The sequence below is a fragment of the Halobacillus dabanensis genome (assembly GCF_900114165.1).
GTDB classification, from domain to species: Bacteria; Bacillota; Bacilli; order Bacillales; family Halobacillaceae; genus Halobacillus; species Halobacillus dabanensis.
In genome coordinates this window covers 143,969-158,027 of the sequence record NZ_FOSB01000007.1, presented here as the reverse complement: position 1 = coordinate 158,027, position 14,059 = coordinate 143,969, and the positions used below count along the sequence as shown (strand labels likewise).

14 protein-coding genes are annotated in these 14,059 nt (G+C 43.3%); 9 read left to right on the top strand and 5 right to left on the bottom strand.

The features are described from left to right. Positions 1–104: 104 nt before the first annotated feature. Genes rpsF through rpsR form a run of 3 tightly spaced genes read left to right on the top strand, consistent with a single transcriptional unit; the run spans position 105 to position 1,148 of the window. Positions 105–398, top strand: coding sequence for a 30S ribosomal protein S6 (gene rpsF / locus BMZ58_RS13385; protein ID WP_075037063.1), 294 nt, complete (start codon positions 105–107; stop codon positions 396–398). A gap of 12 nt (positions 399–410) precedes the next feature. After that, positions 411–899: a single-stranded DNA-binding protein gene (ssb, locus tag BMZ58_RS13380; protein WP_075037062.1), complete on the top strand. Its 489-nt coding sequence runs from the start codon at positions 411–413 to the stop codon at positions 897–899. A gap of 21 nt (positions 900–920) precedes the next feature. Beyond that, entirely contained in the window at positions 921–1,148 is a 228-nt protein-coding gene (gene rpsR / locus BMZ58_RS13375; protein WP_035507315.1) for a 30S ribosomal protein S18, read from the top strand. Between the two features lie 454 nt (positions 1,149–1,602). Here the strand turns inward: rpsR and BMZ58_RS13370 are convergent, their stop codons facing one another. Then, positions 1,603–2,040 (bottom strand): Rrf2 family transcriptional regulator, encoded by a 438-nt coding sequence (locus BMZ58_RS13370; RefSeq protein ID WP_075037061.1) that lies wholly within the window; start codon positions 2,038–2,040, stop codon positions 1,603–1,605. A 176-nt stretch (positions 2,041–2,216) separates the two neighbouring features. On the opposite strand from BMZ58_RS13370, the gene hmpA reads away from it, so the two are divergent. Beyond that, positions 2,217–3,437, top strand: coding sequence for an NO-inducible flavohemoprotein (hmpA, locus tag BMZ58_RS13365; RefSeq protein WP_075037060.1), 1,221 nt, complete (start codon positions 2,217–2,219; stop codon positions 3,435–3,437). Positions 3,438–3,489: 52 nt separating this feature from the next. On the opposite strand, the gene BMZ58_RS13360 is transcribed toward hmpA, so the two are convergent. Further along, positions 3,490–4,125, bottom strand: coding sequence for a YczE/YyaS/YitT family protein (locus BMZ58_RS13360; RefSeq protein ID WP_244151576.1), 636 nt, complete (start codon positions 4,123–4,125; stop codon positions 3,490–3,492). A 127-nt stretch (positions 4,126–4,252) separates the two neighbouring features. Further along, positions 4,253–5,911, bottom strand: a complete 1,659-nt coding sequence (locus tag BMZ58_RS13355; RefSeq protein WP_075037156.1) for a peptide ABC transporter substrate-binding protein — start codon at positions 5,909–5,911, stop codon at positions 4,253–4,255. 280 nt (positions 5,912–6,191) lie between these two features. Here BMZ58_RS13355 and BMZ58_RS13350 point away from each other — a divergent pair, with 280 nt between their 5' ends. Both BMZ58_RS13350 and serA read left to right on the top strand, forming a co-directional pair. Next, a complete protein-coding gene (locus tag BMZ58_RS13350; RefSeq protein WP_075037058.1) occupies positions 6,192–7,352 on the top strand; it encodes a pyridoxal-phosphate-dependent aminotransferase family protein in 1,161 nt (386 codons plus the stop codon). 2 nt (positions 7,353–7,354) lie between these two features. After that, on the top strand, positions 7,355–8,938 hold the full coding sequence (serA, locus tag BMZ58_RS13345) for a phosphoglycerate dehydrogenase (protein WP_075037057.1): 1,584 nt from the start codon (positions 7,355–7,357) through the stop codon (positions 8,936–8,938). 76 nt (positions 8,939–9,014) lie between these two features. On the opposite strand, the gene BMZ58_RS13340 is transcribed toward serA, so the two are convergent. After that, positions 9,015–9,533 carry an NUDIX domain-containing protein gene (locus tag BMZ58_RS13340; RefSeq protein WP_075037056.1) on the bottom strand — a complete coding sequence of 173 codons (519 nt, stop codon included), beginning with the start codon at positions 9,531–9,533 and terminating at the stop codon, positions 9,015–9,017. 3 nt (positions 9,534–9,536) lie between these two features. Beyond that, a complete protein-coding gene (locus BMZ58_RS13335) occupies positions 9,537–10,355 on the bottom strand; it encodes a histidinol-phosphatase HisJ family protein (RefSeq protein ID WP_075037055.1) in 819 nt (272 codons plus the stop codon). Positions 10,356–10,517: 162 nt separating this feature from the next. Here BMZ58_RS13335 and BMZ58_RS13330 point away from each other — a divergent pair, with 162 nt between their 5' ends. Genes BMZ58_RS13330 through rplI form a run of 3 tightly spaced genes read left to right on the top strand, consistent with a single transcriptional unit; the run spans position 10,518 to position 13,911 of the window. Beyond that, positions 10,518–11,465 carry a YybS family protein gene (locus BMZ58_RS13330; protein ID WP_075037054.1) on the top strand — a complete coding sequence of 316 codons (948 nt, stop codon included), beginning with the start codon at positions 10,518–10,520 and terminating at the stop codon, positions 11,463–11,465. Between the two features lie 29 nt (positions 11,466–11,494). Beyond that, on the top strand, positions 11,495–13,468 hold the full coding sequence (locus BMZ58_RS13325; RefSeq protein ID WP_075037053.1) for a DHH family phosphoesterase: 1,974 nt from the start codon (positions 11,495–11,497) through the stop codon (positions 13,466–13,468). Beyond that, on the top strand, positions 13,465–13,911 hold the full coding sequence (rplI, locus tag BMZ58_RS13320; RefSeq protein ID WP_075037052.1) for a 50S ribosomal protein L9: 447 nt from the start codon (positions 13,465–13,467) through the stop codon (positions 13,909–13,911). Before BMZ58_RS13325 ends, rplI begins: the two co-directional genes overlap by 4 nt. Positions 13,912–14,059 lie beyond the last annotated feature (148 nt).

The following is a 14,059-nucleotide window of genomic DNA, read 5'->3' as shown; positions in this document are numbered from 1 at the left end:
TGGACAAGTTTGATACAATACTTTATTGTGAGTAATTAAACGAATTACTCCTTGCTCCTTTTGATAAAAAAGGAGCCGTCAAGTCCATAAGGAGGTGAAAACGGATGAGTAGAAAATACGAAATCATGTATATCATCCGCCCAGACATCGAGGAGGAAGCCAAAACATCTGTCAAAGATCGTTTCAGCAAAATCCTTACAGATAACGGAGCGGAGATCGAAGAAGTTAAAGAAGTTGGCAAGCGTCGTCTTGCTTACGAAATTAACGACTACCGTGATGGGATCTATGTAACGATCGACTTCACAGGTACACGTGACGCGATCAATGAATTCGACCGTCAAGCGAAGTTCACGGATGATATTATCCGCCACATCGCTGTACGCGAAGATGACAAATAAGGGGTGGTTCTGATGTTAAATCGTGTCGTTTTAGTCGGCAGATTGACGAAGGATCCTGATTTACGCTATACGCCAAATGGAGTAGCTGTCGCCAACTTCACAATTGCCGTGAACCGTCCTTTTTCAAGTAACTCAGGAGATCGCGATGCTGATTTCCTTAACTGTGTTGTTTGGAGAAGAGCGGCTGAGAACTTAGCTAACTTTATGAGTAAAGGAAGCCTCGTCGGAGTCGACGGACGCTTACAGTCCCGCAGCTTTGATAACCAAGAAGGCAAGCGTGTATTTGTAACAGAAGTTGTTGCAGATAGCGTCCAATTCCTAGAGTCCAAAGGTGCTTCCCAAGGCGGAGGAAACCGTGGAGGTTCAGGATACCAGCCAAATCAGAATCAACAACCATCAGGAAACAACTTCGGTTCTAATAACAACAACCAACGAAATGACGACCCATTCGCAGATAATGGGGAGCCAATCGATATATCAGATGATGATTTACCATTCTAAATAGGAAGGAGTGAATGCTACATGGCACGTCGTGGACGCGGAAAACGTAAAAAGGTGTGTTTCTTCACAGCTAACGGAATCACACACATCGACTTTAAAGATGTTGATTTGCTAAAACGTTTCGTCTCTGACCGTGGAAAAATTCTTCCTCGTCGAGTAACAGGAACTTCTGCAAAATATCAGCGTAAATTGACGAAAGCGATCAAACGCGCTCGTCAAATGGCCCTACTTCCTTACACTACAGAGTAATAGTAGCGTCGACAAAACCCTTGATGGCTTCTTAGGAGCTATCAAGGGTTTTTTATGTCTACTCCCCCACTAAAGCTCCCTGTTCTTGAAGACATAGTTTCGAGACTTTTGTTTGAGAGGATGGTGGGTGGGAAAACGGCTCGCTTTCCCGCCCACCATACGATAGAGAGTTGCTAGAAACTACCTTCACAGGAGAGGAGCTTTTGGGTGCTGTAAATGTTATAACTACGACGTTAAAGCTTGATTCTTCCGCCACATAGGGCAGTTTTGAACTCGTGATTTCGAGAAACACATATAGGTAAGGGGCGAACCGTTTCCCGTAGCCCCCAAAGCACCCACAAACATCTCGAAATCAAGTCTTCAAGAATACTTCCAATATTTAATATGCAATGATTTCATATAATAAAAAACCCCGGATGCTTTTCTTGGCAAAGCGAAAAGCACCCGGGATTTTTTATTTCAAGCCCATTAAATCTCTAAGCTCTTGTTTGTTTGTTAACAGGTCGTCGAGTGTATATTTATCTAATACTTCCCAAAATGCTCGTAAGGCTTCGTGTAATACACCCTTCAGCTTACAGGCAGGAGTGATGACGCAATAGTTCGTGGCGCAGTCAAAGCATTCTAGTAAGTGGAAATCATCTTCCATAGATCGGACTACACTGCCCAAATTAATTTCCTCCGGGTCTTTAGCCAATCTAATTCCGCCTGAACGGCCACGTATAGTATCGATCAACTCCAACTTGTTCAATTCATGAATGATTTTTCCTAAATGGTTTTCGGAAATATGGAATACTTCAGAGATTTCCTTTTTGTTGGCAAGCTCTCCTTCACGTTTGGACGCTGTAAAAATCAGAACTCTCAAGGCATAATCTGTATATTTCTTCAGTCGCATGAAAGCTAACCCTCATTCTTGTTTTTTTCTATCTTATCATAAACCAACCAGTCTGTCTTAAGTGGAGAATGTTTCCGTTTTTGTCACAAAAGGTGTATTTATAATATTGCTTTTATAAGTCTCCATTCCCTATAATAAAGATGTATATAAAATACATCAATAAAGGAGTTTTGAGGATGTCTACCCAGACTACTGAAACACTCGATAAGAAAACAATTGAAACGGTAAAAGCGACAGTACCAGTCTTAGAGAAGCATGGAGAAGCCATCACGACTCATTTTTATCAGCGTTTATTTGAAGATCATCCTGAATTGAAAAATATCTTCAACCAAACACACCAGCGTGCTGGTGATCAACCGAGAGCGCTAGCGAATACGGTTTATGCGGCTGCACAGTATATTGATCAGCTGGAAGTGATTCTGCCACGAGTAAAGCAAATTGCAGAAAAACACCGCAGTTTAAATGTACAGCCAGAACATTACCCAATCGTTGGAGAGTATTTGCTAAAGGCAATTAAAGAAGTGCTGGGAGATGCAGCTACAGACGATATTATAACCGCCTGGGGCAATGCTTACGGTGTCATTGCTGATGCCTTTATCGGTGTCGAAAAGGGGATGTATCAACAAGCAGAGCAGCAAAAAGGAGGCTGGACGGGGTACCGTCTATTTAAAGTAACAGATAAGGTAGAAGAGAGTGATGAAATTACCTCTTTTTATCTTGAGCCGAAAGATGGCGGGGAACTGCCAGTTTATAAACCCGGTCAGTACTTGACGATTAAGGCAGAGATCCCTGGAGAATCTTATGACCACTTGAGACAATACAGCCTTTCAGATGCTCCAGGAAAGCCTTATTACAGAATTAGTGTGAAAAGGGAACATGGACCTGTGGGGAAACCGGATGGTATAGTATCTTCCTGGCTGTATGATAAAGTAAAAGCAGGTGATTCTATTCCTGTAAGTGCTCCAGCTGGGGACTTTCACTTGGATGACCATACTCATCGTCCAGTTGTCTTGATCAGTGGTGGTGTAGGATTGACGCCTATGCTGAGTATGTGGCGTTATGCTCAGGAAAAACAACCGGAGAGAAAGGTTCACTTCATTCATGCAGCGCGCAATGGCAGTGTACATGCGTTTAAAAAGGAGATAGAAGAAGCACAGCCGGGGACAGCTCACCTCATTTATGAAATGCCGAGTGAGGAAGATACAAAACAGGGACTATATGCAAGAGAAGGTTATATTACCCTTGAATGGCTCAAGACCGTGGCCCCTGATAACGCAGAGTTTTATTTCTGTGGACCAGAAGGATTTATGAGAGCTGTTAATCATATGCTTCTAGAATGGGCAGTTCCAAAAGAAAGGATCCATTATGAGTTTTTTGGACCTCAAGGGGTGTTATAAAAATAAACGAGGTAGAGTCACGTTTGTGATTCCACCTCTTTTCGCTGTTTCCTTACATTTGGGCACTTTCAGGGATTGGCTGTATTCGGCGGTCCACCTTTTCTATCTGCAGCATAAACGAATGAATCAGAGGGCCACTGAGAAGGGTGATGATAATGGTCCCTATCCCGATTGCTCCTCCGAATAAAAAGGCTAGAATTACAAGGAGAATGCTAATCAGGGCTCTCGAGATCGACACATTCCAGCCTGTCATTTTACTGACAACGAGCATCATACGATCAAACGGATTCGGGGCGAAGTCAGCCTGTAAATTGAAGGCAATACCGAATCCGGCAATGACCATACCAGCGAGGAGACAAATCATTTGTGACCAAAATACATCCGGGTGGACGGTTTCCCGAATCGTGAACACCCAGAAGTCAATGCCAATCCCTGTTAAAAGAGAGGTGGCAAGTGCCAGTAATTCTGGTCGTCTACGTTCTGCAATTGCATTGAAAACGATCATGCTGAAACCGACAACAATTTCCCAACTGCCGATCGTCAAGCCAAATGTCCGATGGAGACCGACAAGGAGGGCATCAAAGGGCGATGTACCAAGAGTGGACTGGATCGTCAGAGCAATTCCCAAAGTCATTATGATGATTCCCACTGTATAATACATCGCCCGGTAATACAATCGTCGTTTCACACCCGCCGCCCCCTTTCCGATTTTCATATCTTCAAAGACTATATCGTGAAATTGAGGGAAATATCAAGAGAAATGCTGTAAAAAAACGGCAGGAGAAAGATTCTCCTGCCGTTGTCTACCTATCTAATTATTCTTCTACATAAGCCCATTTGAATTCAAACTCTGGACCGGTAGCAGTTGTGAATACACCTTTGATTGATGGACGGAAAAGCTGGGCTTTTGCATCCTGGTAAATAGGTGCTACAGCAGCATCTTCTTCAAGAAGAACTCTTTCTGCTTCCAGGAACGTTTCGAAACGTTTCTCTGGGTCTTGAGCATACTCCCCATTTGCTTTTTCAATCAAAGCATCATATTCTTCGTTGGAGTAACCCATTCTATTGTTTTGACCATCAGTCAAATACATGTTCAAATATGTGTTCGGATCGACATAGTCAGGTCCCCATGTGGCAGCTTCCATTTCGAATTCCGCTTCATTGTCCCGACGAACGCGCTCTTTGAATGGCACTTCTAGCAAATTGATCGTCAATCCGTCAAGCGTAGTTTCTAATTGGTTCTTATAGTAAGCTAGAACATCTTTAGAGGTTCCTGTATCATCCCCGAGAAGTTCGATTTCAACCGTGTCTGTGCCAAGAGCTTCCAGTGCTTTGCTCCAGTGCTCTTTTGCTTTTTCTTCGTTGTACTCGACCAGAGGTCCTTGAGCCTCACGGAAATCTTCTTCACTATCCGGCATAGAAACGAAGTTGGATGGTACGTACCCTTCAGCCGGTACAGACCCATCGTTTAAGATAGCGTTTGTTAGTGATTGGCGGTCGATGGCATAAGAAATTGCTTTACGTGCATCCACATTTGCTAATGCCTCGTTATTGTCTTGATTGAACTTAAAGAAGTATAGGTATGGTTTTTCAGCAACGTTGAATGCTTCGTTAGAACGATATTGATCGACGAACTCTGCATTCAGTTCTGTTTGATCAAGATCTCCAGTTTCATACAAGTTAACACCAGTAGACACTTCTTTGATTACCTTTGCATTGATTGTTTCTAATTGAACGGTGTCCGAATCCCAATAAGTATCGCTTTTCTCCACAGTCCAGCCTTCTCCATGATTCCACTCTGTCATATGGAAAGGACCATTGGAAATTGTATATTCCGCTTCTGTTGCGAATTTATCGCCTTGTTCCTCTACATAATCCTGGTTCAACGGCATGAACGTGATAAATACAGTCATGGACTTAAAGTAAGGAACTGGTTTCTCAAGTTCTACTACTAATGTTTTATCATCCTTCGCAGTTGCCCCGAGTTCTTCCAGTTCAGCTTCTCCATTGCTGATTTCTGTAGCATTTTTAATGATTCCCCCAAGGAAATAAGGGCCGTACTCAGATCCAACGTCCGGATCCACTGCTCTTCTCCATGCATATACGAAATCGTGTGCAGTTACCGGGTCTCCATTAGACCATTCTGCATCACGTAGTTTGAATGTCCATGTAAGTCCATCCTCACTTACTTCAGAGCTTTCAGCCATACCGTCGACAAGCTGGCTGTTTTCATCCAGGCGGTAAAGGCCTTCATATGTTTCCCCTGCCCATTGGAAACCGACAGAATCGGTGATCAGGGACGGATCCATACTAGGAATCTCACTTTTTGCTGTGACAGTTATTTCTTGATTCCCGGAAGCTTCCCCTTCAGAAGAATCTTCTGTTGTACTTTCACTCGTATTATCTTCGCTTGTGTCTGTGGATGTTTCGCTATCTCCCCCACCACTACATGCGGCTAAGAAAAAAACGAACATCAAGGTAAGCAGTACCAATAGATGTTTTCTCAAAGTGATCTCCCCCGTTTTAATTTTCTAAAAATAATTACTTTTTGAATTATACAGATAAATAAGAAAAAAAGCAAAGTTCTTTATTCGAGAAAAATAAGAAAAAAATGTCGTAAAATAGAATATTCTTATTTGATTGACAACAAACCTTTCTTTGATAGGATTATAGAATATCATTGCTTTTCTAACGTGATAAAGTATTTAAAATAAGAAAAGTGAGAGTAATAGTCACGAGGAGGTTCAAGTGAATATGAAACGTGAATGGGATTTGTTGCACACACCTGGCCCTACCCCGATTCCGCCAAGTGTTGAACGGAGCATGAGCCAGCCGATGATCGGCCACCGGGGTGAAAAGTGTAAAGAATTGATGAACGATATTGCTCCCCGATTGAAGCCGGTTTTCGGAACTTCTGGGGAAGTGCTCGTGGTGACAGGGAGTGGCACCTCTGCTTTAGAAGCATCAGTAGTCAATGTCACCAAGCCTGGCGATGATGTCATTGTAGTAGTAGCAGGAGCTTTCGGTGACCGTTTTGCCCAAATTTGTGAAACATACGAGTTGAACGTAACTCGTTTAGAAGTTCCATGGGGGACCGCTGTTGAGGTGGAACAAGTAGAAGCAGCTCTTGCAGACCACCCGGAAACGAAGGCTGTTTTTCTTACCCATTGTGAGACATCAACGGGTGTGATGCATCCAGTAGAAAAAGTAGCGAGTCGAGTAAAAGAGGTCAGTTCAGCACTTGTTATTGTTGATGGGGTTTCTTCCATGGGTGGTGCAGGTGTCGATATGGACCAAGCTGGAATCGATATCTTAGTCTCAGGTTCACAAAAAGCTATGATGCTTCCTCCTGGGCTTGCTTTTGTCGCTGTCGGTAACCAGGTATGGTCTGTCATAGATGCCAATCCGAGACCACGATTTTATTTGGATCTCAGGGTTTACCGCAAGCAATTACAATCGGGGCAAACACCATTCACTCCTGGGTTATCTTTATTGTTTGGCTTGCAACAGGTGCTTACTTTGCTTGAAGAGGAAAGCTTAGAGCGTGTTTTTGAACGTCACCAGACAATGAAAGAAATGACAAGAGAAGCATGCCGTGCTTTGCGATTACCTCTTTTGGTTTCTGATCAGGACGCATCTTCGACTGTCACATCTATTCGTCCGGATACATTTGAGGCGGAAAAACTGAGAAAAGTCGCGAAGGAAGAATTCGGCTTGATTTTAGCAGGAGGACAGAAACACATGAAGGGGGAAATTTTCCGTATTGGTCATATGGGTTATTGCCGCCCTGCAAATGTCCTTCAGTATATCAGTATTTTGGAAATCGTCTTGAAGCGATTAGGCCATGAGTTTGAAGCTGGATCCGGTGTTGCTGCAGCTCAAGAAGCCTACTTGAAGTGTACAAAGGAGGAATAGTAATGCATCGTGTATTGATTAGTGATCCATTGAGCGAGGATGGAATCAAACCTTTATTAGAAGCGGAAGATATAGAAACAATCATGGATTCGTCCCTCTCTCATGAGCAATTGTTAGAGGCCGTCAGTTCTGTTGAGGCGCTGATTGTGAGGAGCCAAACGCAAGTGACAAGAGAAGTCATTGAACATGCTCCTTACTTGAAGATTATTGGTCGTGCAGGTGTAGGAGTGGATAACATCGATCTTGATGCGGCGACGGAGAATGGGGTCATCGTCGTCAATGCACCGGACGGTAATACCATTTCAACGGCTGAACATACGATGGCTATGCTTATGTCGCTGGCTCGAAACATTCCTCAAGCTTATCATCAGCTCCAGCAAAAGCGGTGGGAGCGTAAAAAGTTTGTCGGAGTCGAGTTGAAGGATAAAGTGATTGGTATTGTAGGCTTTGGCCGGATCGGTCGTGAAGTTGCCCAACGTGCCAAAGGCCACCGGATGAAAGTCATCGCTTTTGACCCTTTCTTGAATGAAGAAAAGGCGGAAAAGGCAGGGGTATTGCACGGAAGCTTAGAAGAAGTCCTCCAACAAGCTGACTTCTTGACGGTCCATACCCCACTCATTGAAAAAACGAAGCATCTAATAAACGAAGAAGCCATTTCAATGATGAAAACAGGGGCGCGTATATTGAACTGTGCCAGGGGTGGAATAGTTGAAGAGAATGCTCTTTATGAAGCCATCCAATCAGGCAAGATTGCAGGAGCAGCCCTGGATGTGTTCGAGGAAGAGCCTGCGACAGACCACCCGTTATTAACATTGCCTGAAGTCATCGCTACCCCGCACTTAGGAGCAAGCACAATAGAGGCTCAGGAAAACGTCGCAACAGATGTCAGCTACGACATTTTAGAGGTATTGCACGGCGGTACGGTAAGGAATCCGGTCAACCTCCCTTCCGTTTCATCCGAAATGATGGAAAAATTATCTCCGTATTTCAACCTGTCTGAACGCCTGGGGGCCTTTTTGTCGAAAGTTGTGGAAGGGACACTTGAGCGTGTAAATGTTTACTATAGTGGGGAATTGTTAGATGTTGATACAATGCCTTTAACAAGAATTGCGGTGAAAGGTATATTAGCTCGACATCTCGGCAGCCGTGTGAATGATGTCAATGCGTTCAAGACCGCTGCCGATAAAGGAATCACTATAGCTGAGCAAAAGTCGACACGGACGAAAGGCTTTACCAACTTGGTTACGGTTGAGGTTGAAACAGATCAGGAAAAGCGGAGTATTGCTGGTACATTGTTGAATGGCCTTGGAGCAAGGATCGTTCAATTTGACCACTATTCCATAGATGTTGTCCCTGAAGGAAACTTAGTCGTCATCCACCATACGGACCAACCGGGTGCGATCGGCCAGGTTGGTAGTTTGCTTGCTGAACATAATGTGAACATTGCAACAATGCAAGTAGGACGAACGAATGAAGGTGGAGAAGCTGTCATGGTCCTGACCGTTGATAAACCTGTGGAAGGTAACTGTAATGAAGAACTTGCTCAGATTGCAAATATTAAGCAAGTCCATTGTTTAACAATATAAAAAAAGACGATAAAAAGGGAAGCCTGTCGACAGGCTTCCCTTTTTATTGCTCAGCAATTTTTTAATGCCGTGCATATTAAAGGCGGAAAAAAGTCGTGTTCCGTAGCTGGTTTAACACAAGGTTTTCTCTATAAATCCACCGGTTTTCGGCGGATTGTGCAAGTATTTTTTCATTCTGAGAGATTGCTTCATCCAAAGTTATCCAGACAGGTGTAAATGCCTGTGCTTCTTCATAAGGGTCCAGGTGCTGCTCTCCTCTTTGCCCGGACCATTCACAAATATAGTAATGGGAGACCATCTCGAATACAGCTTCAGAATCATAGATATCTAGGTGGCTTTCAACGACCTTACCGATGTACTTTTCCACATTGCATTGGAGATAGCCTGTCTCTTCTGATATTTCCCTGATGAGAGCCGCCGTTTCGCTTTCTCCAGCATCGACACCTCCGCCTGGAAGTTTGTAATCCCCTTTATTGGATTTCACTGTAAGTATTTTCCCATCATGAAATAGGATGCCTCTGACAGCGACACGCTGGTTAATAGTGTACCCTTTCACTTCTGATTCTTTTAAACCTAATCTTTTGTCAAAGAGCATGAGTTATTCCTCGATAGGGTGTACAGTCGCCTGTCGTTGAGAAAACACATGGACGTCTGTATATCCCACAGATTTGGCGAGTTCAATCGCTGCTTCATAACGATAGCCGATATGGTCGGGTTTATGAGCATCAGAGCAGAGAACGATTCCAACTCCTTCTTCTTTACACATTTGGAGAAGGGCGGGGTCTGGATAGAGTTCACCAACTGGTTTCCGCAACCCTGCTGTACTAATTTCGATACATGTACCGGTTTTAGCCAAAGCTTTGGCTGCACGACGGTATTGTTCGTGTAAAAATACTTCATCATCAGGACGATATCCGAAAACTTTGATAACATCGATATGGCCGACAAAATCGAACAGACCGGATTCTGCCAATGTGACGACACGATCAAAGTATTGGCGGTAAACTTCTTTCAAGTCTCGTTTTTCATATTCTTCCCGATAAATAGCAAGGTCGATGCCCCAATCATCTATCCAGTGCACGGATCCGATGACATAATCGAAAGAGTGAGAAGAAATGAATGCTTCCATTTCTTTCTCTTTCCCTGGCATGTAATCCATCTCTATCCCCATCTTAATCGGGAGTTCTTCCTTTTCTGCTGCATCGAACATATTTTGGTATGTTTCAAAATTAAGCGTACGACGATTTTCGACCCAGGGGTTGGAGAGGATTTCCCTTGTTTCTTCAAAGAAATAGGCATGTTCAGAGATACCTAACTCTTCGATTCCTTCTTCTTTTGCTTTTTTTATGTAGGTTCGTAGGTAGTCGACATCTAAATTTCCTGTTTCTGCCATATGGACATGATAATCAGTTCTCATGGTCGTCCTCCTCTTTCGAATTTCATTTATCATAACAAACATGGGAAAAAATCACCAAGACGTAGACATAGGAAACATTTGATACGAGATAAAAGGGACGAGGATATGTTAAAATTGGGAGGTTAGGAACAGAGCGATAGAAATAGAGGTGCTTTATCGATCATGAATGACACAAGAAGATTGACGGAAGGGGCTTTAATGACCGGCATATATCTGCTATTGTTATTGGTAATTATTTTCATGCCGGTTGTTGGGCCTATATTATTATTGGTACTGCCTGTGCCATTCGTTTTTTATAGTTATCGTCATGGATGGAAAGCTGGAGCCCTTATGTTTGTGGCTGCCACCTTGTTTACTTTCTTGTTTGCTTCCATTTATATAGTATTCACTTTATTAGCCGGATTTGGCGGTCTGTTTTTAGGAGGAGCATTGCATCACAAGCGTTCATCCTATGAGTCTCTTGCTATTGGAACGGTGGGTTTCATTATTGGCCTTCTTTCCATATTCCTTGTGACCCAACTATTACTCGGCGTCAATTTAATGGAAGAATTGCAAAACAGTATGGATCGGGGATTCAACACATTTGAGAGAATCTTTTCAGGTCTGCTTGATGGAGAAAGCATAGAAGAAGACTTGAACGATTTTCGTGAGTTGATTGCTTTCCTCCCGGATATCGTGCCAAGCATACTTGCGATGACGGGGGCGTTTATGGCCTTTGTCAGTCAGTGGCTTACGTACAGGCTGATTAATAGAATCGAAAATAAGAAAATGAAATTCGTGGATTTTAAGAACTTCAAGCTGCCGACATCAATACTATGGTATTACTTTGTCGCGATGATCTTTAATTTCATGATGGCAGAGAATGATGGAATGATTTATTTAGCTGCGATCAACGTGTTCATAATTACAGGTGCACTTTTGGTCGTGCAAGGGTTCTCCTTCGTTTTCTTCTATGCAGAGAAGAAAAAATGGTCGATAGCGGTCCCGATCCTAGTGGTCGTTTTTTCCTTCCTTATTCCTCAAATAATCATGTATCTTGTAAGAATCTTAGGTATAATTGATATAGGATTCCCATTGAGGGAGCGCGTGGAAGATAAGAAAGAGAGTTAGCTCGCAGAAGATGGTAGGAGCTGAATGCAATGCCGAATTTTTTTAAAAAACCAACGATGAGCGGACACTTATGGATCATTTATTTGATCTCTTTAATTCTGCTTAGTTTCATATGGTATTACCAATGGATGCTAGGTCTGGTGATGACACTGTTTTTAGCTGCATCCATTTTCTACAGTGTCCGTACAGAACAGAATATGATCAATGAGACAGAAGAATATATCTCGACCCTTTCTTACCGGGTGAAGAAGGTCGGAGAGGAAGCGTTACTTGAGATGCCCATCGGAATCATTTTGTATAGCGAAAACTATATGGTGGAATGGGCTAATCCATATATGAATAAATTTACAGAAGAAGACTCGATCGTTGGCGACTCTTTGAAAAAGATTTCAGATCAAATAATCCCTGCAATCAAGGATGAAGATGAGGAAGTCTGGGTTAGTGTGGACGGTTACAAGTTGCAGACGATCATCCGAAGAGAGGAACGTCTGCTGTATTTGTTCGATCGTACGAAGCAGACGGAGATTCACAACCGCTATGAGAATGAACAGACCGTCCTTTCGATCATCTTCCTTGATAACTATGAAGAAATCACCCAGGGAATGGATGATACGGCCAAAAGCCATATCAATTCTCAAGTGACATCGATATTAAATAAGTGGGCAAGCGATTATGGCATCTATTTGAAGCGGACTTCACAAGAACGGTTCATAGCAGTGATGAACCAGGAAATACTCTATACGTTGGAAAAAGCCAAGTTCGAGATTCTGGATGATGTCCGCGAATTGATTACAGATCAAAATGTTCCACTAACCCTCAGCTTTGGGATAGGTGTAGGACCTGTCAGTCTTCCGGAACTAGGGGAATTAGCCCAATCCAGTCTTGATCTGGCACTTGGACGCGGAGGGGACCAGGTCGCAATTAAAGATGATTCGGGTAAAGTACGCTTTTATGGCGGGAAAACGAATCCGATGGAAAAAAGGACCCGAGTCCGTGCTCGTGTCATTTCACACGCAATGAAAGAATTAGTTCAGGAAAGTGAAAAAGTACTGATCATGGGTCACAAATCACCAGATATGGATTCTGTGGGTGCTTCGATCGGAATTTTGAAAATAGCTCAGGCAAACGATAAAAAGGCCGCAATTGTCCTTGATCCAGATGATATCGATACAGGTGTTCAACGCATGGTGGAAGAGATTGAAAAAGATGAAGATCTCTGGCATTATTTCATACCACCGGAAGATGCGCTGGAGATGGCCACGAACGAGACACTACTCGTCGTGGTCGATACGCATAAACCTTCTATGGTGATGGAAGAAAAGCTCCTCTCGAAGACAGAGCATGTCGTTGTTATCGACCATCATAGGCGAGCGGAGGAATTCATTGCAGATCCAACCTTGGTTTATATGGAACCATACGCTTCTTCAACAGCAGAGCTTGTAACAGAACTTCTGGAATATCAACCGAAAAAACTGAAACTATCCATGCTTGAATCGACAGCCCTCCTGGCAGGGATTATCGTCGATACGAAAAGCTTCACACTGAGGACTGGTTCACGTACGTTTGATGCCGCCTCTTACTTGCGTTCTAAAGGGGCAGATACCGTCCAGGTCCAAAAGTTCATGAAAGAAGATTTGGATGTCTATGTCCGGAGAAGTAAACTGATTGAGCGGGCTTCTGTTTATCGGGATGGAATTGCTATTTCAACAGGGGATCCTGGGGAAACGTACGGCCCTGTGATTATTGCCCAGGCAGCTGATACCTTACTCACGATGAGCGGTATCGTGTGTTCCTTCGTGATATCCGAGCGGAGCGATGGGCGAATCGGAATCAGTGCCCGCTCTCTTGGAGATATCAATGTTCAGGTCATCATGGAGAAGATGAATGGGGGCGGTCATTTGACGAACGCTGCTACTCAGCTTGATGACACAACGCTTGAAGATACAAGAGCATTTTTGCAAGATATAATTGACGAGTATTTTGAAGGGGGAGACACAGAATGAAAGTAATTTTCAAAGCAGACGTAAAAGGAAAAGGTAAAAAAGGCGAAATCAAAGATGTAAATGATGGTTATGCGCGTAACTACCTTTTGAAAAACAACTTAGCTGTTGAGGCGACAAAAGGAAATATCCAAGCACAAAAAGCTAAAGATGCCAAGCAAGAGCAGAAGGCTCAAGAAGAAGTCGAAGAAGCGAAACGCTTGAAAGCTACTTTAGCGGATATGGAAGTCAAACTGACAGCTAAATCCGGGGACAACGGCCGCCTTTTCGGTTCCATTACAAGCAAGCAGATTGCTGAACAGTTGAAAAAAGACCATAATATCAAAATTGATAAGCGTAAAATTGAGCTTGATGACCCGATCCGGACGTTGGGCTATACAAATGTCCCTGTGAAACTCCACCCAGAAGTCACAGGAACAATCAAAGTCCATATTGAAGAAAAGTAAGCGATGTATCATCAAGCGCCCAATCCGTTGACTTGGACTGATTGGGCGCTTATGTTTTGGTCCGGGGATTCGTGCCTTTTCCTGTTCTTCATAAAAAGGGGTTCTATTGCAGAAAATAACCTCTAAGAGAAGTACGGTTACTTTAACG

Bases quoted from the DNA above. Each gene is read 5' to 3' on its own strand.
- rpsF (WP_075037063.1), top strand. From the start codon at position 105: ATGAGTAGAAAATACGAAATCATGTATATCATCCGCCCAGACATCGAG.
- ssb (WP_075037062.1), top strand. From the start codon at position 411: ATGTTAAATCGTGTCGTTTTAGTCGGCAGATTGACGAAGGATCCTGAT.
- rpsR (WP_035507315.1), top strand. From the start codon at position 921: ATGGCACGTCGTGGACGCGGAAAACGTAAAAAGGTGTGTTTCTTCACA.
- BMZ58_RS13370 (WP_075037061.1), bottom strand. From the start codon at position 2,040: ATGCGACTGAAGAAATATACAGATTATGCCTTGAGAGTTCTGATTTTT.
- hmpA (WP_075037060.1), top strand. From the start codon at position 2,217: ATGTCTACCCAGACTACTGAAACACTCGATAAGAAAACAATTGAAACG.
- BMZ58_RS13355 (WP_075037156.1), bottom strand. From the start codon at position 5,911: ATGTTCGTTTTTTTCTTAGCCGCATGTAGTGGTGGGGGAGATAGCGAA.
- BMZ58_RS13350 (WP_075037058.1), top strand. From the start codon at position 6,192: ATGAAACGTGAATGGGATTTGTTGCACACACCTGGCCCTACCCCGATT.
- serA (WP_075037057.1), top strand. From the start codon at position 7,355: ATGCATCGTGTATTGATTAGTGATCCATTGAGCGAGGATGGAATCAAA.
- BMZ58_RS13340 (WP_075037056.1), bottom strand. From the start codon at position 9,533: ATGCTCTTTGACAAAAGATTAGGTTTAAAAGAATCAGAAGTGAAAGGG.
- BMZ58_RS13335 (WP_075037055.1), bottom strand. From the start codon at position 10,355: ATGAGAACTGATTATCATGTCCATATGGCAGAAACAGGAAATTTAGAT.
- BMZ58_RS13330 (WP_075037054.1), top strand. From the start codon at position 10,518: ATGAATGACACAAGAAGATTGACGGAAGGGGCTTTAATGACCGGCATA.
- BMZ58_RS13325 (WP_075037053.1), top strand. From the start codon at position 11,495: ATGCCGAATTTTTTTAAAAAACCAACGATGAGCGGACACTTATGGATC.
- rplI (WP_075037052.1), top strand. From the start codon at position 13,465: ATGAAAGTAATTTTCAAAGCAGACGTAAAAGGAAAAGGTAAAAAAGGC.